The organism is Sphingomonas sp. AC522, assembly GCF_979258125.1.
Map to the genome: position 1 here is coordinate 1,847,467 of NZ_OZ409836.1, position 18,254 is coordinate 1,865,720.

Below are 18,254 nucleotides of genomic sequence, written 5' to 3' on the forward strand. Positions count from 1 at the left end.
TGCTGATATATAGATTAGTGCGGGCCAGCCTCGGTCCCTCAGGGAGAGAAACACCATGCTCGACACCAGGATTTCGCGGCGCGCCGCGCTACTCGGTGCGAGTGCGGTTGCGGCGTGGGCGGCGAGCCCCGCGCGCGCATTTCTCCGTGCGGCCGGCGGCCTGCAGGTTCCTCCGTTCGTCGATTCGCTCCTCTCGCAGATGACGGTGGCCGAAAAGGCCGGGCAGTTGAGCCTGATGGCATCGGCCTGGGGGGGGGATGCGGCGCCGTCGCTCAACCCGGCTTCGCGCGGCCCGAATTTCGAGGGACAGCTCGAAGAAGTTCGCAAGATGCAGCTGACCGGTGTGTTCAACGGCAACGGCGCCGAGATGGCGCGGCGGATGCAGATGGCGGCGATGAACGATGCGCGGCTCAAAATCCCGCTAATCTTCGCCGCCGACATCATCCACGGCCACCGCACGATCTTCCCGATCCCACTGGGCGAGGCTGCAAGCTTTGACGCCAGCATTGCCGAGCGGACGGCGCGGATGGCGGCCTTCGAGGCCTCGGCATCGGGCATCGACTGGACCTTCGCGCCGATGGTCGACATCGCCCGCGACCAGCGCTGGGGCCGGACGATGGAGGGCGCGGGCGAGGACGTGCTGCTCGGCGAGTTGATGGCCGCAGCGCGCGTCCGCGGCTTTCAGGGCAAGGACCTCAAGGCCAATGACGCGATGCTTTCCTGCGCCAAGCATTTCGTGGCCTATGGCGCGGCGGAGGCGGGGCTCGATTACAATACGGTCGACGTTTCCGAGCGCACGCTGCGCGAAGTCTATATGCCGCCGTTCCGCGCCGCGTTTGATGCCGGGTCGCTGACCACCATGGCTTCATTCAACGAGCTTTCGGGCATTCCCGCGACCGGCAACGAATGGCTTATGCGCGATGTGCTGCGCGGCGAATGGGGTTTTCAGGGCTTCGTCGTCTCCGATTATACCGGCGACGAAGAGATGATTGCGCACGGCTTTGCCGCGGATGCGCGCGACGCGACCAAGCTGGCCTTTATGGCGGGCGTCGACATGAGCATGCAGAGCGGCTTCTACCGCCAGCATCTGCCGAGCCTGGTCGAGGCGGGCGAAGTGCCGATGGCGCGGCTCGATGAATCGGTGCGCCGCGTGCTGGCGATTAAGGCCAGGCTCGGCCTGTTCGACGATCCCTTCCGCCGCATCGACGTGAAGCGCGAAAAGGCGCGGACAAGGACCAAGCCGGCGCTCGATCTGGCGCGGGAATCGGCCAAGAAGTCGATCGTGCTGCTCAAGAACCAGGGCGGGCTGCTGCCGCTGGCCAAGGCGGGCAAGAGGATTGCGATCATTGGGCCGTTCGCGGAAGGCCAGCACGACATCAATGGCGGCTGGGTCGTCTATGGCGACAACAAGCAGGCCGTCGACCTTGCCACCGGCATCCGTGCCGCGGTGAGGGACAAGGCCGGCGTCACGGTTGCGCTGGGCTCGGGGATCGAGGAGCCGCTGGCAGGGGGGATCGAGGCCGCAGTCGCCGCGGCGCAGGCGGCCGACGTGGTGCTCCTCGCGATCGGGGAGAGCGAGAAGATGTCGGGCGAGGCGCAGTCGCGCAGCGAGATCATCGTGCCCAAGCCGCAACAGGCACTGGCCGACGCGATCGCCGCGACGGGCAAGCCTGTGGTGGTGTTGCTCAAGAACGGCCGCAGCCTCGCGCTGGAAGGCGCGGTGGCCGATGCCCCTGCGATTCTCGTCACCTGGTTTCTCGGCACCGAGAGCGGGCATGCCATCGCGGACGTATTGTTTGGCGATTACAGCCCTTCGGCCCGCTTGCCATGCAGCTTCCCGCGCCGTCCTGGCCAACAGCCTTACAGCTATGCGCACAAGCCGACCGGCCGGCCCAATCCTTCGGATGCCAAGCTCGAACCCTATAAGGCGCATTACCGCGAGGCGCCCAATTCGGCGCTGTACCCGTTCGGGCACGGCCTGACTTATGGCGACATTGCCTATTCCGAGATCTCGGTGCCGGAGATGCTGGCATGGGACGGCGAAATCACGGTTTCGGCCAAGGTCACCAACCGCGGCAAGCGCGCCGCCGAGGAAGTGGTCCAGCTCTATATCCGCGACCGCACCGCCAGCGTGACGCGGCCGGTGCGCGAGCTCAAGGCGTTCCGCAAGCTTGCCCTCGCGCCGGGGGCCACCGAGACGGTCAGCTTCAAGCTGCGCCGCGATCAATTGCTGTTCATTGGCCGCGACAATAAGCCGACCGTGGAGGCGGGGCTGTTCGATCTGTGGATCGCGCCGTCGGCCGAAGCCCAGGGCGTCCACGCGCAGTTCACACTTCAGCGCTGAGCCTGGTCCTCGTTGCGAAGCTCGCGCACGATCCGTGCGTGGGCGCCGCGGCCCAGCGGGTTGAGCAGCATCAGCGCGCAGGACAAAGTCAGGAAGGCGAGCGGGACCAGCGCGATCGTCCAGCGCATGCCGGCGAGCGTGCCCGCGCTCTGCGTGACGTTCGAGACGAAGCCCGACGCGCCGAAGCCGAGCCCGAGCACCGCGGTGGCGATGGCGATCGCGACGCGCTGGAGCAGGGAGGCCAGGCCGAACACAGCGCCTTCGAGACGTAGCCCAGTGGTTCGCTCGCCGAACTCGATGGTGTTGGGCAGCATCGCCCAGAAGACGAAATGCAGCCCGACGATCGCCGCCTGCATCGCGACGAGGAAGATCTGCATCGATTGCGTGTTGGCGATGCCGATGGTTGCGAACAGCGTCAGCCCGGTGATGCACAGGCCTGCGGCCAGGAACCAGAGGCTGCGCGTGCCGATCCCGCGCTGGAGCAGCATCCACACCGGGACTGCGACCCCGCTGACCAGCCCCATCCAGGCGAGCGCGCTCTGCCCCGCGGCATCGTCGCCGAGGAAATATTTGAAGTAATAGAGCACCGATTTGTTGAGCACGGTGACCGCGACGATCATGGCCATCATGGCCAGGTTGAGCGTCATGAAGGCGCGGTTGCCGAACAGGCTCTTGAGGCTCGCTGCGATCGAAGGCGGCGGGGCGGAGGAGGGCACGAGTTCCTCGCGATAGGTGGCGCCGACCAGCAGCAGGATCGCCGTTGCCACCAGCGCGAAGCCGATCGCCGCGCCGAGATAGGCGTTCGCGGGCACCGCACTGCCGCTCAGCCATGCCCCCAGCGGCACCGTCGCGCGCGCGACTAGCACCCAGGCCATCGTCCCGAACAGCATCCGCATCCCCGCGACGAAGGCGCGATCCTTGCTGTGCACGCTGATCCGCGCCGACATCGCCAGATAGGGGACGTTCACCGCCGCATAGGCCGTGCGGAACAGCAGATGCCCGATGACGACACAGGCAATGCCGATCGCACCGCTGGTCAAGGGCGGGAGATAGGTGAGGACGCAGGCCAAGCCGAGCGGCAGGCTGCCGAGCATGAGCACGCGGCCATAGCCGCGCCCGGGCTCGCGCCGATCGACGATGGCGCCCGCGATGAAATTGGCCAGCCCGTCCCAGATCGAGGCCAAGGTGTAGATCGCTGCGGCCGTGGCCACCGGCAGGTTGAGCGCCTCGGTATAATAGAAAAGCAGGTAGAGCATGATGCTCTGCCAGTAGAGATTGAACGCGAAGTCCCCGAAGGCGAACAGGACGAGCCTGAGCTTGGGGGGAGCCTCGCGCAGCCGTGCGATCATTTTTCCAGCCAGCCGCCCTTGAAGCCGAGCCGCTTGAGCCCGGTGCGGATATGCGGGTTCTTGCGCATCGTCTTCCAGATCAGCCCGGAGCGGTGGTTCTCGAGCATCGCGAGGATCGGCCCCTGATCGATCCCGAGATGATCATTCGCCACCCAGCCAGTCTGCGGATCGACCGTGCCGCCGCGGTTGGCCTTGTCGGTGAAGGTGAAGCTGGGGTTGAACGCATCCTTGAAGCCGTAGCGGGTGTAGAGCCGCTCGCCATATTGCGCCTTCATGTGCATCAGCGCCGGCAGCGCTACTTCGGGGGCAAAGGCGATCGAGCCTCCTGCCGCGGTCGGCACGATCGTGCCGTCGTCCACGACGCGATTGGGGCTGACGCCGCGCGCCGAATAGCCCATGAAATCGCGCTCGACGCCGTTCACCCGGCGCTTGCCGCCGCCGGGGCCGTCCGAGGCGGTCCAGCCCCAGATGTTGCTCGAATAGCCGGCCCATTTGTTGGGGTTGTCCGCGCCGTACGCGCGCTGCGCCAGGGTCGCGCGGCGGCTATTCTCGAAATAGTCGATGCCCTTGCCGGCCATGAAGCTGTCCTGGATGCCGCGAAAATCGACCCAGACGTGCGAATATTGATGCCCGAACAGCGGCTCGAAGGTCAGATGCTCCTGGCCGTAATAGGTGCCCCAGTCCTTTTGCAGATCGGCCGCCCAGCCCTGGTCCCAGGCGTCCTTGCCCACCGGATGCGTCGGCGATGCAGCCGCCAGCACATAGACCAACATGCCTTCGTTATAGCCGACCCAATCGTGCGTCTCGAAGCCGCGCTCGGGCTTCCAGCCCATCGTGATGCCATGCGAGTTGGCGAGGTTGCGCGCCTGGGTGGCGGTGGTGCTTCGCTGCGCCCATTTCCAGTCGACGCGGCGGTAGATCGCCTCGGCGAGTTCGCGGATGCGGCGCTCGGTGGCGTTGTCGCGATCGTAATAGGATTGCGCGAACAGCATGCCGCCGAGCAGCAGACTCGTATCCACCGTCGATAGCTCGGTGGTGCCGTAGCGCTGGCCGGTGTCGTTCTTCAGGAAATGATAGAAGAAGCCCTTATAGCCGGTGACGCCGCTCGCTTCGGGGCCTTGCGGCGCATCGTGATAAAATTCCATGCAGCGCAAGGTGCGGGCGGCTGCGTCCGCGCGGGTGACGTAGCCGCGCTCGGCGCCGACGGCATAGGCAGTGATCGCAAAGCCGGTCGCGGCGACGCTCGAGAAGGGACTGGAGGGCCAGCGATCGGGCGCCAGGCAATTGGCAGCCGGAGTGGTCTCCCAGAAATAATCGAAGGTCCGCCGGCTGAGATCCTCGGCAAAGGCTGCCTGCGCACCGGCCTGGGGGGCGGGACGGGCGGGCGAGGGCGCCTCCTGCATCGTGCAGCCTGCCAGAGCGGAGGCGAACAGGATGGCGAGGGGGCGCTTGGATTTCATGATGACGCTCCAGGAGTACAAACAAAAATGCCGCCGCGCGAGGGCAAGCCCAGGCGCGGCGGCAAGGAGGACGCTTTTAGAAGTTGAAGCCGGTCGAAAGCTTGAACGTGCGCGGCGGGCCATCGGTGGCCAGGCTGGTGTTGCGCAGCCCGGTCACGTCGTTGAAGCCGTTATAGTTCTTGTCGTCGAGCACGTTGAGCACGTCGACGCGGAACCAGATACTGGTGTTCTCGGTCAGGAAGCCGAGCTTCACATATTTGGTCAGCGCCAGATCGAGCTGGCGATAGCCCCACAGCGCGCCATTGCCTTCGGCTTCCACCGTGGTGACGAAACGCTGGGGCGGCGTGCCGGCGACGCCCACCAGGCGGTTAAGCCAGATCGGAGATGCGATCTGGAACTTGCCCGCCAGAGTGAAGTCGAACGGCAGATCGGCCGTGGCCGCCACGACCAGGCGGTGGCTACGGATGCCCGCCGAATGTGCGAACGGATAATCCTGGATGCTCGGGAAATCCAAGCTGAAGACCTCGCCGAACTTCCGGTTCTCCTCGCCGTACATATAGGTGTAGGTCGCATCCACGCTCCACGGCGAAGTGGGCGTGTAGCGCTTGGTCAGCTTGGTATAGACCGTGTTCGCGCGGGTCTCGAGGCCGTTGTCGCCGATGATGATCGAGCCGAACGGCGATGGCGGGTTGCCGAACGGCGAGTCCGGATTGCCGGTCGCCGGGAAGAAGCTGCCATCCGGGCGGCGGTTGCCGAGCAGATAGACGAACCCGTCATAGCTGTTGACGCGCGACATGCCGACTTCGGCATTGAGCAGGCCGAAGCGACCGCGCACGCCGATGCTGAACTGGTCCGAATAGGGCGTCTTCAGGTCGTTCTTGATGAAGCGCAACTCGCGGCCGGCACCTGCCGGGAGGCCCGCGACCAGTGCTTCGCGCCCTGCCGGAGTCAGATAGACCGGGTTCCAGGCGATGCAGGTGGCACTCGGCACGCAGGTGTTCACCGTGTCGCCGGGATTGTTGAAGTTGAAGGTGCGGCCCGCGGCCTGACCCTGGGCCAGCTCCTGCTGGATGAAGTCGAACTGGGTGCGATCGTACGAACGGCCATAGCCGCCGAACAATGCGAACTGGCCCTCTTCATCGAGTTCCCAGGTGAAGCCGAGACGGGGCTGCCATGCGCCCTTGAACGCCTCCCGCTCGGTGCCGGTCGAGATATAGTCGCGGATATTGTAATTGGCGTTGTTGAGGTTCGGATAATTGGCCGGACCGACCGCAGTTACCTGCGCCGCGGGATGCACGTAATTGAGGAACGCGGGCGTGCTCTCATAATCCCAGCGCAGGCCGAGGTTGAGAGTCAGTCGGTCGGTCACGTCCCAATCGTCTTGGGCATAGATGCCGAACTGGAAGTTCTTCGAGCGCAGATCCGGATCTGCCCCGCCAACCAGCGACTGGAAGGTCATCCGGTAGGGAATGGTCGTGTTGAACGTGCCACCCACGGGCGTGAAGAAGTTGAAGGTCGGGTTGAAACCGTTGAGCTGGAGCGACTGAAGCGTCACCCACTTCGCCTTGACGCCGACCTTGAGCGTGTGGCCGCCAAAACCGGTGTAAGTGAAGTCGTCCGAGACCTGCCAGCCCTTCTGGCCCTTGTCCTGGAAGTTGGTGCCGCCGCCGACGCTGAGCACGTCGCCGCGCCGCGTGCCGCCGCCGGCAACCGGCAATTGCACGTTAAAGACTAGTCGCGGCGCTTCGAGAAACGGACTGGGGTTCCAGCTGACATTCTCATACGCGACCTTGAAATCGTTGTTCCAGGTGTCTTCGCTATGCTGCCAGCGTGCGAGGCCGCGCCATTCCCTGACGCGTGCCAGCGTGCGCGTTTCATAAGCGGCGTTGCCGCTGTTGAACTGCTCGCCGGACTCGTTGCGATACTTGCCCGATATCTCGAACAGGTCCTTGTCGGTCGGCGAGAAATCGATCTTGCCGAAATAGAGGTCCTCGTTGAACGTCTCGTTGGTCGAGCCGAACACGCTTTGATACTGGGTCGGGAAATAGCTCACCGGCAGGTCCAGGCCGGGGGTGATGTCACGCGGATTGATGCGGCGCTTGCCCTCGTAGGTGACGAAGAAGTGCGCGACATCCTTGATGATCGGACCGCCCAGCGCGCCGCCGAACTGCAGATCACGCGTCTTGATCTTGCCGGCCGGGCTCGCCGCTTCGGTCGGGCGCGCATTGCGGAAATTCTGGTTGGTGAAATCGACGAAGCCCTGGCCATGGAACTCGTTGGTGCCGGACTTGGTAACCGCGGTGATCGCCACCGAGCTGACCTGGTCGAACTCGGCCTTATAGTTGGAGCTGATCACGCGATATTCGCCGACCGCGAGCTGCGGGAAGGGATTGCCCTGGGTCGAATCCTGCCCGGTGATGCCGTTCTTGAGGACATAATCCTTCTGACCGACGCCATCGATGAAGATGTTGACCGAATTGCTGTTCTGCGCGCCACCCTGGAGCCGCGACTGATCGCTGCCATTGGTGATGAACTGCACGCCCGGCGCGAGATCGGCGAAGGCGAGGAAGTTGCGGTTGTTCTGCGGCAGCTGCTCGATCAGGCGCTGGGTGATGTTCACGCCGACTTCGCCGCCCTCCATCGAGCGGATGCGGTTGCCGGTGACGACGACGTCGCTGCTGGCGGCCGCTTCGGGCGCCGAGAAATCGAAATCGAGCACAGCATTCTGCGCGACGTTCAACGTGAATTCGTCAGTCGTGCGCGAGCCTGCCGAGGTGGAGATCTCGAGCATATACGTGCCGCGGCGAAGCGAGGCGAAATTATAGCTGCCGTCCGGGCGGACATCGGCATTGCGACGGAAGCCGGTGGCATTCTCGACCGCGACGACCTGCTGGACGGTCGCGCCCTCGCCGAGCGTGATGGTGCCGCGCAACGAAGCATCGGACTGCTGCGCGAATGCCGGCGTCGCCATCACTGCCGCGGCGGATGTGCCGATCAGAAGCGCAGCGGCAAGCCGGAGTGCGCGTCCACGATGAGCAGGGCGCGCCTGAAACACTTGAAAAGACATATATTCCTCCCCGTTGCCGCGCCGGTACCGGTCTCCGCCAGCCACACGCGCAGGAATTGCAATGCACCGCCCGCCACGAGTCGATGGCGTTCGGTCCGATGCGGCTAGCATATGTAACCGGTTTCATATAGAGCAATTCGTATCGGAAGCGGCTGGTGTAACGAGCGCCATTTCCCGCTGCAGCACGCCGCCCGATGCGGTCTTCCATGGAGTAGATGATGCGCGTTGCCCGCTTGCTTGCCGCGATGGCCGCGCTGCTGTTTGCCACTGGCCTTCCCTCCGCCGCGGGCGCGCAGGCGCTGCGGGTGATGACCTTCAACGTGCGCCTGCCGATCGCATCGGACGGGCCCAATGCCTGGCCCAATCGCCGCACGCTCGCTGCCCGCACCATTGCCGCCGCAGCGCCCGACATCATCGGCACGCAGGAGCTGTTCGAGGAGCAGGGCGATTATCTGGTCGAGCAGCTGCCGCATTATGCCTGGATCGGCAGTGGCCGGCGCGGCGGGGACGGCGACGAGCATATGGGACTCTTTTACAGGCGCGATCGGCTGCGCCTGCTCGGCTCGGGCAATTTCTGGCTTTCGGACACGCCCGAAGTGCCGGGTAGCATGACCTGGGGGAACATCTATCCTCGGCTGGTGACCTGGGGACAGTTCCGGACGCGCGACGGCCGCCGCTTCTTCGTCTTCAACACGCATTTTCCCTATCGTGCCGAAGACGATGAGGCCCGCCGGAAATGCGCCGAGCTTCTCCTCAAGCGAATCCACAGCATCGCGGGCAAGGCGCGCGTCGTGGTCACCGGCGATTTCAACACCATTCCCGATAGCGAAGCGCACGCGCTGCTGACCCGCGAACTGGCAGATGTCTGGCTGGGAACGAAGCTGCGCAGTGGCCCGGCGGAAACCTTCCATAACTTCACGGGAAAGTCCGATCGGCGGATCGACTGGATACTGACGCGCGGCTTCAAGATTGGCAGAATCGAGACGCTGACGGCGCATGACGGGGCGCTATATCCCTCCGATCATTTCCCGGTGCTGGCCGAACTTCGCTGGCACTGAACGGGTCAGAAACGTCCCGGAAACAGTCGGGACGCGAAACGGTAAAACTAGACGGTTGCATTTCCTGCAATCACGATTTCTAAGCGATTTACCTTCGCTTTCCGTACGATAGCGGTTGCCAATATGGGTATTCGTCCATAGCTGTCGCGGCGTGAAAGACGATATGATTGCCGTAGTCGACCGAGCGTCGCTGTTCCTGAAGGCCTTGTCCGGACGCAGCCGATTGCTCCTGTTGTGTCACCTCCTCGATGGCGAGAAGTCGGTGGGCGAGCTTGCCCGACTGACGGGCTCGCGCGACACTGCCGTGTCGCAGCAGCTTGCCTTGCTGCGCCGCGAAGGCATGGTCACCGCGCGCCGCGCGGGGCAGATGATCTTCTATTCGCTGGCCAGCGCGGACGCGGTGCGGATGCTCGAAGCAATGCATGCGCTGTTCTACCCGAAGCCCGCTCAGGACGAACTCGCCGCATAAAGTCGCTCGACATCCTCGCGCCGGGCCAGCTCGGTTGCGGGAGTCATCAGCGTCGCCGCACCTGCCGCGATTCCATAATGCAGCGCATCGCCGAGCGGCTTGCCGTGCGCGAGCGCCAGCGTGACTGCGCCGACCATCGAATCGCCTGCCCCGACTGCGCTTTTGGTTTCGACCGGGAGCGCGGGCAGGCGCAGCTCGATGCCATCGGCGACCAGCAACGCGCCGCGATCGGCAAGCGACAGGACGATCACTTCGGCGAAGCCCCGTTCGCGCAGCGTTCGGGCGGCTTCAAGCTCGCCGGCTTCTCCGGCGATCGGCTTGCCGATCAGGTCCTCGACTTCGCGAAGGCTGGGCTTGAGCAGATAGATGCCCGCGCCCTCGCAGGCGGCCAGTGCCGGCCCCGAAGTGTCGACGACGAGCCTAGCGTCGCGGTTCGCGGCAAGCGCGCCGAGCCGCTTGACGATGGCCGGATCGCATCCGGGCGGCAGGCTGCCGCTGACGACGATATGCGATGCCTCTGGAAGCGCCGTCAGCAGCGCCTCGATCTCCGCGGCGCTGAGCTCCGGCCCGGGCAGTACGAAGCGATATTGCAGCCCGGTCTCGCCTTCATCGACAGTGAAACTCTCGCGCGTCGCGCCGGCGATCCCGACCGGTACGATCGGCATGCCGGTCTCGCGCAGCAATGCCTCGAAGGTTGCGCCGGCGGGCCCGCCCCGCGGGAACACGGCGGTCACTTCGCCGCCCAGCGCATGGATCACCCGGGCGACATTGACCCCGCCGCCGCCGGGATCGAGCCGCGGCGCGGTGCAGCGCAATTTGTGCGTGTGCTGGACTTTCTCGGTGCAGGTCGTGACGTCTAGCGCGGGATTGAGCGTCAGGGTCGCGATCATCGCAGCCGTGCCCGATCGACGGCAGCGCGTGCGGCCGCGACGATCGATTCGATCGGTCGGTTGACGCGGATGCGGTGCCAATCGGCAAGCACGCCCACCGGGCGGCGCGATTGCTCGCGCGCGACTTCGATCGTGGCGTCCGAAGCGTCGCCCGCGCGTGCTGCGACGCGCGCCAGCCGGTCGCGTTCGGGAGCCTCCAGCCAGATGCCGACAAAGGGCACACGGTGGCGATGGGCGATCGCCGCGGCGACGTCGCGCTCGCTGCGACTCATGAACACGGCGTCGAGGACCACGCTGTTGCCACAGGCAAGGTGATCGTCGGCCGATTCGAACAGGGTTTCGTAAGTGTGCTGGTCATTCAGCCGAGTATAATGCGCGGGAGGCAGCCGTGTTTCCGGCGGGACGCCCGCCAGCCGCTTGCGGAACACGTCCGAGCGCAGCACGCGCCCACCCGGCGCGCGGCCGAGCCGGGCACCGAGCAGCCGCGCCAGGGTCGATTTGCCCGTGCCCGATAGCCCGCCGATCGCCACGAGGCGGGGTGGGGAGGGGGCGAGTATCGCATCGGCTAGACCCACCTCGCCTGCGCGGAGCGAGAGGTATAGCGGCAGCAACGCCCAGCCGGTCGCGCCCTGCGGAGTCACGTCGAGATAGCGGTTGGCGAGCAGATTGGCATCGGCCGTACGCCCGAGCCCGATCAGGGCGGCGAGCGGCATGGCCAGATCATAGAGGATGTCCTCGTCCCCGGATTCGAGCTGGCGGATGCGGCGGGCCTTGATCCGGCGATCGAGCTGGGGGCGATGCCGCGCCAATTCCTTCCGCTGCACCGGAGTATGCGCAGCGGTATCGAGCATGTGGAGGAAGGCCTCGCTCGGTGCCGGCGCCGCACCGGCATGCTCCGTGCCGAAGCCATCGGCGAGCGCCTGGATCGCAGCCGCGTCGAGCCCGCCTTCGCCCAGCAGGGCGGCAAACCAAGCCTCGCGCTGTGCGGCCGCCGCCATGCTTTCGACCCTCCCGCCGATTCCCTGCACCCTCTAGCAGGTCAGCCGGGTTTCGCGCGGCAATTCGGCGTCAGGTACGTGCGGATGTTGCGTCGAAAGCCTGCTTGATCGCGCGATGCAGTGCCTTGGGGCGGAAATTATCGTCATAGGGGGTGGCGCGCTGATGGGTCTTGTCGGCGCGCGGGTTGAAGCCGTTGAGCCAGCCATATTTGTCGCACATGCCCCAGGCGAGCACATCCTTGAGCTGCGGATAGGAGAACATGATCTCCAGATAGGCGGCGGCATAATTGGCGATGATGCCGTCGCGCACCTTCGCGTCGCTGGGCAGCACCTTGTCGTTCACGTCGAACTCGGTGATCAGCAATTTGTAGCCCATCGCCGTGACGGCATCGAGAAATTCGCGCCACGGCTTTTCCTGCTTGCTCACCAAGGCGCCGACGGTGCCGCCGGAAGTGAGCCCGATATGCGATTGCACGCCCAGCGCATCGCATGGCACGCCGCGGGCCTTGAAGCCCTCCAGCAGCTTGAGCACGCCCCTGCGGTGCGCCTCGTTGCCGGGTTCCCAGCTCATATAATCGTTATAGACCAATTCGGCCTTGGGCATGTGCTGGCGCGCGAGATGGAAGGAGCGATCGACCATCGCATCGGCGCTGCCGAAGGCCCTGGACAGCGAGGATTCGCGCTGCGCTCCCGTCTTCTCGTCGACGGTTTCGTTGACCACGTCGAAGCTGACGATACGGGTGCCGTAGAGCTTGCCGATGGTCTTGATGTGCTGGGTGAGGACTCGATCGGCCTCGCTGGCAGGGGCTGCGCCGAAATCATGCTCGTTCAGCCATTTCGGGAAATATTGGGTCTTGTGCCAAAGCAGCGTGTGCCCGCGCATCGGCAGCTTATTGCGCTCGGCATAGTCGAGCATTGCCGCAAAACGCTCGAAATTGAAGGTCTTGGCATCGGGCCGCAGCGCCTGCCATTTGAATTCGTTCTCGGGCACCAGGATGCCGCAATCGCGCTCCAGCAACGCCGCATAGGCTGGGTTGGCGAAGGAGCCGCGATCGGCGCCGGGCGGGCTCCAGGCCAGGCACGATCCGAAGCGCATGCCCTTGGCGCTGGCGGCGGCATTGAGCCCGGTGCCGGCTGCCTGCGAAAATGCCGGAAGCGCCAGACCTGCGCCTCCCAATGCGGCCGCTCCGCCAAGCATGTCGCGCCGCGTAAATCCCGTCATTTGAGCTTCTCCTGCTCACCAGTTGAACATCGTTCCGTCTTCGAGCCGCGCGACCGGCAGGTAGGCCCGCTTATATTCGTATCGGGCGGCAAGCGCTTCATCGATTTCCACGCCCAGCCCGGGCGCGTCGCCGGGATGCATCATGCCCCGATGGTACGAATAGGCATGCGGGAAGACGGCGTCGGTGGTCGAGGTGTGCGGCATCAGTTCCTGGATGCCGAAATTGGGGACCGAGAGCCCGAAGTGCAGCGCCGCCGCCATGGTGACCGGCGACAGATCGGTGGCGCCGTGGCAGCCGGTGCGGATCTGATAGAGATCGGCCAGCGCGGCGATGCGGCGGATATGGGTAAGCCCACCGGCATGGACGATCGTCGTGCGGACATAATCGATGAGCTGCTCCTCGATGAGCTGCTTGGCGTCCCAGATGGTGTTGAAGATTTCCCCGACAGCCAGCGGCGCACTGGTATGCTGGCGGATCAGGCGGAACGCGGCCTGGTTCTCGGCCGGAGTCGGGTCCTCAATCCAGAAGGGGCGGAAGGGCTCAAGGTCCTTGCCGAGCCGGCCCGCCTCGATCGGCGTCAGCCGGTGATGGACGTCGTGGAGCAGATGCACGTCCCAGCCGAGGACTTCGCGCGCTTTCTCGAACAAGGGCACGACCGAGCGCATATATTTCTCGGTCGACCACAAGCTTTCGGTCGGCAGCGTTCCGTCGGCGGGCTCGTAGCGCTCGCCGGACTTGGCGACGCCATAGACCGCGGCCAGTCCGGGCACGCCCGATTGCAGCCGGACGGCCTTATAACCCTGCTCGACATGCGCGATCGCGGCTTCGATCGTCTCCTCGATCGTCTCGCCATTGGCATGGCCATAGATCATGCAGCCTTCGCGGCTGGCGCCACCGAGCAATTGATAGACGGGGAGGCCGGCGACCTTCCCCTTGATGTCCCACAGCGCCATGTCGACCGCGGCGATGGCGCTCATCGTCACCGGGCCGCGGCGCCAATAGGCACCCTTGTAGAGATATTGCCAGATGTCCTCGATCCGGTGCGCGTCGCGTCCGATCAAGCAGGGGATAACGTGATCGTTGAGGTAGCTCGCCACTGCCAGCTCGCGGCCGTTGAGCGTGGCGTCGCCGAGGCCATATACACCGTCGCGGGTCTCGATGCGCAGCGTCACGAAGTTGCGATCGGGGCAGGTGACGATCACGCGCGCGGATAGTATCTCGGCCATGCGCGCGCTTTGCCCCCTCCTTATCGGCAGCGCTTCGCGAACGGCTGCCTGTTGGTAGCGCTACCAAAAGCAAGCTGCTATCGGCTTGTCAACGGCGGCGTTGACCGTTTGGGCGAGAGGATGACGATGCGTCGGATATTGCTGGCAATTTTGTCTGTGTTTTGTGTTTTTGCCGTGCCGAATCAGGGACGTGCGGAAACCGGCTACGACCTTTGGTTGCGCTATCAGCCGCTCGACTCCGCCGCCAAGGCCCGTATCGGGCGCGTCGGCGCCTATTTCACGGCGCAGTCAGATCGCCCGACGATCGCCGCTGCCGCGGATGAGCTCCAGCGTGGGTTCAAGGGCATGCTTGGCCATGAGATCGTCCAGCGCAGCACCGTGCAAGGCGTTGGCGGGATACTTCTCGGCACCGGCGAGTCTCCGCATATCGCGCCGCTCGGCCTGCCCCTCGCGGATCTCGGCGACGAAGGCTATCTGATCCGCAGCGTCACCATCCAGGGCAAGCGCGTCATCGTCATTGCCGGCAACAAGGATGTCGGCGTCCTTTACGGGGTCTTCGCGTTTCTCAAACGATTCCAGTTGGGGCAGTCGCTCGAGACGATCGACATTGCCGACAAGCCCAAGCTGCAGCTGCGCGTGCTCAATCATTGGGACAATCTCAATCGCCATGTCGAGCGCGGCTATGCCGGCCAGTCGATCTGGGACTGGCAGAAGCTGCCCGGCTATAAGGACCCGCGTTACACCGATTACGCCCGCGCCAATGCCTCGATAGGCATCAACGGCGTTGTGCTGACCAACGTCAATGCGAATGCCGAAGTGCTCAAGCCCGAATGGCTGCTCAAGGTGAAGGCGCTCGCCGAGGTCTTCCGGCCCTATGGCATCAAGGTCTATCTGACGGCGCGCTTCTCCGCGCCGATCGAGATCGGGGGGATGAAGACCGCCGACCCGCTCGATCCAGCGGTGGCCGCCTGGTGGAAGGCCAAGATTGACGAAATCTACACCGTCATTCCCGATTTCGGCGGCTTCCTGATCAAGGCCAATTCGGAGGGGCAGCCGGGGCCCAACGATTACAAGCGCAGCCATGCCGACGGGGCCAACATGTTCGCCGATGCACTCAAGGCGCATGGCGGTGTCGTGATGTGGCGTGCCTTCGTCTATGCCGCCGAGAACGCGCAGGACCGGCATATGCAGGCCTTTGCCGAATTCCAGCCATTGGACGGCAAGTTCCGCGACAATGTGCTCGTCCAGGTCAAGAACGGCGCGATCGACTTCCAGCCGCGCGAGCCCTTCCATCCGCTGTTCGGCGCGATGCCCAGGATGCCGCTGATGATGGAATTCCAGATCACCAAGGAATATCTCGGCTTCGCTACGCACCTCGCCTATCTCGGGCCGATGTGGGAGGAGGCGCTCAAGGCGGACACCTTCCGCCCCGCCAAGGGCAATACAGTCGCCAAGGTGATCGAGACGCCGGTCGATCCGGGGGCGGTCACCGGCATGGCAGGCGTCGCCAATATCGGCAGCGACGTGAACTGGTCGGGCTCACAATTCGATCAGGCCAACTGGTACGCTTTCGGGCGCTTCGCCTGGGATCCCGATGCGTCTTCGCAAGCAGTGGCGCGCGATTGGGCGGCGCTGACCTGGGGCAATGATCCGGCCGTGGTCGATCCGATCGTGGCGATGATGATGGGGTCGCGCGAGGCTGTGGTCGATTACATGACGCCGCTCGGACTTACGCATCTGATGGCGACCGGGCACCATTACGGGCCGGCGCCCTGGGTCGCCGATCTGGCGCGGCCCGAATGGAACCCGGCTTATTATCACAAGGCCGACGCAAACGGCATCGGCTTCGACCGGACCAAGACCGGGAGCGATGCGCTCAGCCAATATGCGACCGAGGTGGCGAAGCTATGGGGCGATCCCAACCAAGTGCCTGAGAATCTGCTCCTGTGGTTTCACCACGTTCCCTGGGACCGCAAGATGCAGTCCGGCCGGATTTTGTGGGACGAACTGGTGGTCCGCTACGACACCGGCGTCGATGCGGTTGCCGCGATGCAGACGCGCTGGGACGGGTTGAAGGGGCGGATCGATGCCCGCCGCTGGGCAGAGGTCCGCGACTTCCTGGCGATCCAGCATCAGGAAGCCGAATGGTGGCGCGATGCCTCGATCGCTTATTTCCAGTCGATCTCGAAGCGGCCGCTGCCCAAGGGCCACGCCGCACCGCCGCATGATCTCGCTTACTATAAGGCGATCAACAACCGCTATGCGCCGGGGAATGGGGAGTAAGCCACTGGCGTCATCCGCGCGAAAGCGGGCACCCGGAGCCAGGCAATGCGTCGCCTGATAACCCTGGGTCCCCGCTTTCGCGAGGAGACGATTAAAGGCCTAAGGCCGCCCCAAGCCTCGCATCAGATATGCCTTGATATAGTCCCGAAGCCGCGGCGTGGGCTCGCCTAGCACGCCGCGACGCTCGGGCGCGAGGTGCGCGGCGGGCTCGCCGTGGCGCTTGAACACGAAATTGTCGAACATCGCGCGCCAGGCGTCGCGCCGGTTGTCGGGCAAGTGGCTGACCGTCAGCACCGCATGCACCACCGCATCGAAGCGCGCGGCCATGTCGGGTGAATCCGCCCACCAGTAATTGACCAGTATGTTGAACGGCGAAAGCGCATCGACCTGATGCCACCACAGCGCAGGAATGTAGATCGCGTCGCCCGGCTCGAGTTCGCCGACCAGAGCATGCTCCAGTGCCTCGCGGAAGCGCGGGTAACGCTCGAAATCGGGGTTGTTGAGTTCGACCATGCTTGCGGGCTGGCCAGCCATGGTATGATCGAGCGGGCCGACATAGAGATTGTGGATCTGATCGGGCGGAAACAGCATGAAGCGCCGCCGGCCAGCCGCGACGACCGCAACATTGTCCGAAGCATCGAAATGGGTGCTGACGGTGGAGGCGTTGCCGATCCAGATGCGCGGATCGGCGCCCAGCCCCTCGACGAGGGGCATCGGATTGGCCTCTGCCAGCCCGGGCAGTGCCGCGGGGGTTTCCAGCGCGCCGGCGTAAACCGAAGGTGCGTCCGGCCTTCCGCCAACTGCGAGCACATAGCGCAGCAGCTCGGCAAGGCTGCCCTTGCGCCGCTCGAAATTGAAGCCGCGGATATCCTCCGCGTAGAAGAAGCGCCCCTTGATCGCGGCAGGCCCGACGAACGCCTCTGCCGCCGCGCCGCGATCGAAGCCGAGAAGGTAATTGACCGCAGCCTGATCGGACTGCGCGGCCGCAGTGACCAGCGGCCAGTCGCGCGCAATTCCGCGCAGCACGATCGGCGCGTAGCCAGGCACGATCTCGGCACGGAAGGTGGCGGGATCGATGCCCGTGCATTCGCGGATCGGAGTCATCGTGCGACTGTAGCGCGCTCGCGGCGCGACGCCAGTTTGCACGACGCAACGAAGCCCTTAGGGTCGCGGACATGAGCGCCCATGATTTGAGCCTGAACCCCGCGGCGGAGCCCAGCCACACGCATATCGGGCGCGAGCGCGAGCCTTTGCTCCAAGTGGACGGGCTCCTCAATCGTCCCGAAGACCTGGCGGAATATGCCGCGACCGAAACCAGCTTCGTGCCCGCTTATGGTCCGGACGGCGGCTATCCAGGCATCCGCGCGCCCGCGCCGTTGGATTATGTCGAGGCCGTAGTGCGCGGCGTCGATCCGCTGCTGCGCCAGGCGTTCGGGCTTGGCCGCGCGCGGCTCACCAATGCCGAGTGCAATTTCTCGCTGGTGACGCTCGCGCCCGACGCGCTCGTCGCTGCGCAGCGCATCCCGCATGTCGACACCACTTATCCGCTGCAATTCGCCTTCCTCCATTATCTTTGCCGCCCCGATCAGGGAGGCACTGCATTCTATCGCCACCGGGCGACGGGTTTCGAAGCGCTGACTCCCGAGCGCGCCCCGGATTACGCCGCGGCGCGGGCGGCGGAGGAGGGGCAGGAGCCTGAGGGCTATATCGGCGGCGATACCCCGCATTTCGAGCAGACCGGCACAGTCGATGCGGCATTCAACCGGCTCGTCATCTATCGCAGCCGCGTGCTGCATTCAGGCCGGATCCCGCCTGGCGCCGTGCTTTCGGACGACCCCCGCCGCGGGCGGCTGACCGCCAATATCTTCGTCACTTACCGGGCCTGAA

General features: G+C 64.9%; 13 protein-coding genes. 5 read left to right on the plus strand and 8 right to left on the minus strand.

Annotation, left to right across the window (positions count from 1 at the left end):
• Nucleotides 1–55 precede the first annotated feature (55 nt).
• Nucleotides 56–2,344, plus strand: a complete 2,289-nt coding sequence (locus tag ACZZZM_RS09185) for a glycoside hydrolase family 3 N-terminal domain-containing protein (protein WP_463594801.1) — start codon at nucleotides 56–58, stop codon at nucleotides 2,342–2,344.
• Here the strand turns inward: ACZZZM_RS09185 and ACZZZM_RS09190 are convergent.
• From ACZZZM_RS09190 to ACZZZM_RS09200, 3 genes are all read right to left on the minus strand, one after another.
• Nucleotides 2,335–3,693 carry an MFS transporter gene (locus ACZZZM_RS09190; RefSeq protein ID WP_463594802.1) on the minus strand — a complete coding sequence of 453 codons (1,359 nt, stop codon included), beginning with the start codon at nucleotides 3,691–3,693 and terminating at the stop codon, nucleotides 2,335–2,337. The genes ACZZZM_RS09185 and ACZZZM_RS09190 overlap by 10 nt on opposite strands.
• Complete coding sequence (locus ACZZZM_RS09195; protein WP_463594803.1) at nucleotides 3,690–5,153, minus strand: glucoamylase family protein; 1,464 nt, start codon at nucleotides 5,151–5,153, stop codon at nucleotides 3,690–3,692. Before ACZZZM_RS09195 ends, ACZZZM_RS09190 begins: the two co-directional genes overlap by 4 nt.
• Nucleotides 5,154–5,229: 76 nt before the next feature.
• Nucleotides 5,230–8,220, minus strand: coding sequence for a TonB-dependent receptor (locus tag ACZZZM_RS09200; RefSeq protein ID WP_463594804.1), 2,991 nt, complete (start codon nucleotides 8,218–8,220; stop codon nucleotides 5,230–5,232).
• Nucleotides 8,221–8,438: 218 nt separating this feature from the next.
• On the opposite strand from ACZZZM_RS09200, the gene ACZZZM_RS09205 reads away from it, so the two are divergent.
• Both ACZZZM_RS09205 and ACZZZM_RS09210 read left to right on the plus strand, forming a co-directional pair.
• Nucleotides 8,439–9,278 carry an endonuclease/exonuclease/phosphatase family protein gene (locus ACZZZM_RS09205; RefSeq protein WP_463594805.1) on the plus strand — a complete coding sequence of 280 codons (840 nt, stop codon included), beginning with the start codon at nucleotides 8,439–8,441 and terminating at the stop codon, nucleotides 9,276–9,278.
• 151 nt (nucleotides 9,279–9,429) lie between these two features.
• Nucleotides 9,430–9,747: a helix-turn-helix domain-containing protein gene (locus tag ACZZZM_RS09210; protein ID WP_463594806.1), complete on the plus strand. Its 318-nt coding sequence runs from the start codon at nucleotides 9,430–9,432 to the stop codon at nucleotides 9,745–9,747.
• Here the strand turns inward: ACZZZM_RS09210 and ACZZZM_RS09215 are convergent.
• The 4 genes from ACZZZM_RS09215 to manD form a co-directional block, all read right to left on the minus strand.
• A complete protein-coding gene (locus tag ACZZZM_RS09215) occupies nucleotides 9,726–10,637 on the minus strand; it encodes a 1-phosphofructokinase family hexose kinase (protein ID WP_463594807.1) in 912 nt (303 codons plus the stop codon). The genes ACZZZM_RS09210 and ACZZZM_RS09215 overlap by 22 nt on opposite strands.
• Nucleotides 10,634–11,635, minus strand: a complete 1,002-nt coding sequence (locus tag ACZZZM_RS09220) for a P-loop nucleotide/nucleoside kinase family protein (RefSeq protein ID WP_463594808.1) — start codon at nucleotides 11,633–11,635, stop codon at nucleotides 10,634–10,636. Before ACZZZM_RS09220 ends, ACZZZM_RS09215 begins: the two co-directional genes overlap by 4 nt.
• A gap of 70 nt (nucleotides 11,636–11,705) precedes the next feature.
• Entirely contained in the window at nucleotides 11,706–12,857 is a 1,152-nt protein-coding gene (locus ACZZZM_RS09225) for an endo-1,4-beta-xylanase (protein ID WP_463594809.1), read from the minus strand.
• A 15-nt stretch (nucleotides 12,858–12,872) separates the two neighbouring features.
• On the minus strand, nucleotides 12,873–14,084 hold the full coding sequence (gene manD / locus ACZZZM_RS09230) for a D-mannonate dehydratase ManD (RefSeq protein ID WP_463594810.1): 1,212 nt from the start codon (nucleotides 14,082–14,084) through the stop codon (nucleotides 12,873–12,875).
• A gap of 126 nt (nucleotides 14,085–14,210) precedes the next feature.
• Between manD and ACZZZM_RS09235 the strand changes: the two genes are divergently transcribed.
• Nucleotides 14,211–16,367 carry an alpha-glucuronidase family glycosyl hydrolase gene (locus ACZZZM_RS09235; RefSeq protein ID WP_463596413.1) on the plus strand — a complete coding sequence of 719 codons (2,157 nt, stop codon included), beginning with the start codon at nucleotides 14,211–14,213 and terminating at the stop codon, nucleotides 16,365–16,367.
• A 99-nt stretch (nucleotides 16,368–16,466) separates the two neighbouring features.
• Here ACZZZM_RS09235 and ACZZZM_RS09240 read toward each other — a convergent pair whose 3' ends face one another.
• Nucleotides 16,467–17,471: a cupin-like domain-containing protein gene (locus ACZZZM_RS09240; RefSeq protein WP_463594811.1), complete on the minus strand. Its 1,005-nt coding sequence runs from the start codon at nucleotides 17,469–17,471 to the stop codon at nucleotides 16,467–16,469.
• Nucleotides 17,472–17,542: 71 nt separating this feature from the next.
• Here ACZZZM_RS09240 and ACZZZM_RS09245 point away from each other — a divergent pair, with 71 nt between their 5' ends.
• Nucleotides 17,543–18,253 carry a DUF6445 family protein gene (locus ACZZZM_RS09245; RefSeq protein WP_463594812.1) on the plus strand — a complete coding sequence of 237 codons (711 nt, stop codon included), beginning with the start codon at nucleotides 17,543–17,545 and terminating at the stop codon, nucleotides 18,251–18,253.
• Nucleotide 18,254 lies beyond the last annotated feature (1 nt).

Coding starts and splice junctions, on each gene's coding strand:
- ACZZZM_RS09185 (WP_463594801.1), top strand. CDS start 56: ATGCTCGACACCAGGATTTCGCGGCGCGCCGCGCTACTCGGTGCGAGT.
- ACZZZM_RS09190 (WP_463594802.1), bottom strand. CDS start 3,693: ATGATCGCACGGCTGCGCGAGGCTCCCCCCAAGCTCAGGCTCGTCCTG.
- ACZZZM_RS09195 (WP_463594803.1), bottom strand. CDS start 5,153: ATGAAATCCAAGCGCCCCCTCGCCATCCTGTTCGCCTCCGCTCTGGCA.
- ACZZZM_RS09200 (WP_463594804.1), bottom strand. CDS start 8,220: ATGTCTTTTCAAGTGTTTCAGGCGCGCCCTGCTCATCGTGGACGCGCA.
- ACZZZM_RS09205 (WP_463594805.1), top strand. CDS start 8,439: ATGCGCGTTGCCCGCTTGCTTGCCGCGATGGCCGCGCTGCTGTTTGCC.
- ACZZZM_RS09215 (WP_463594807.1), bottom strand. CDS start 10,637: ATGATCGCGACCCTGACGCTCAATCCCGCGCTAGACGTCACGACCTGC.
- ACZZZM_RS09220 (WP_463594808.1), bottom strand. CDS start 11,635: ATGGCGGCGGCCGCACAGCGCGAGGCTTGGTTTGCCGCCCTGCTGGGC.
- ACZZZM_RS09225 (WP_463594809.1), bottom strand. CDS start 12,857: ATGACGGGATTTACGCGGCGCGACATGCTTGGCGGAGCGGCCGCATTG.
- manD (WP_463594810.1), bottom strand. CDS start 14,084: ATGGCCGAGATACTATCCGCGCGCGTGATCGTCACCTGCCCCGATCGC.
- ACZZZM_RS09235 (WP_463596413.1), top strand. CDS start 14,211: ATGCGTCGGATATTGCTGGCAATTTTGTCTGTGTTTTGTGTTTTTGCC.
- ACZZZM_RS09240 (WP_463594811.1), bottom strand. CDS start 17,471: ATGACTCCGATCCGCGAATGCACGGGCATCGATCCCGCCACCTTCCGT.
- ACZZZM_RS09245 (WP_463594812.1), top strand. CDS start 17,543: ATGAGCGCCCATGATTTGAGCCTGAACCCCGCGGCGGAGCCCAGCCAC.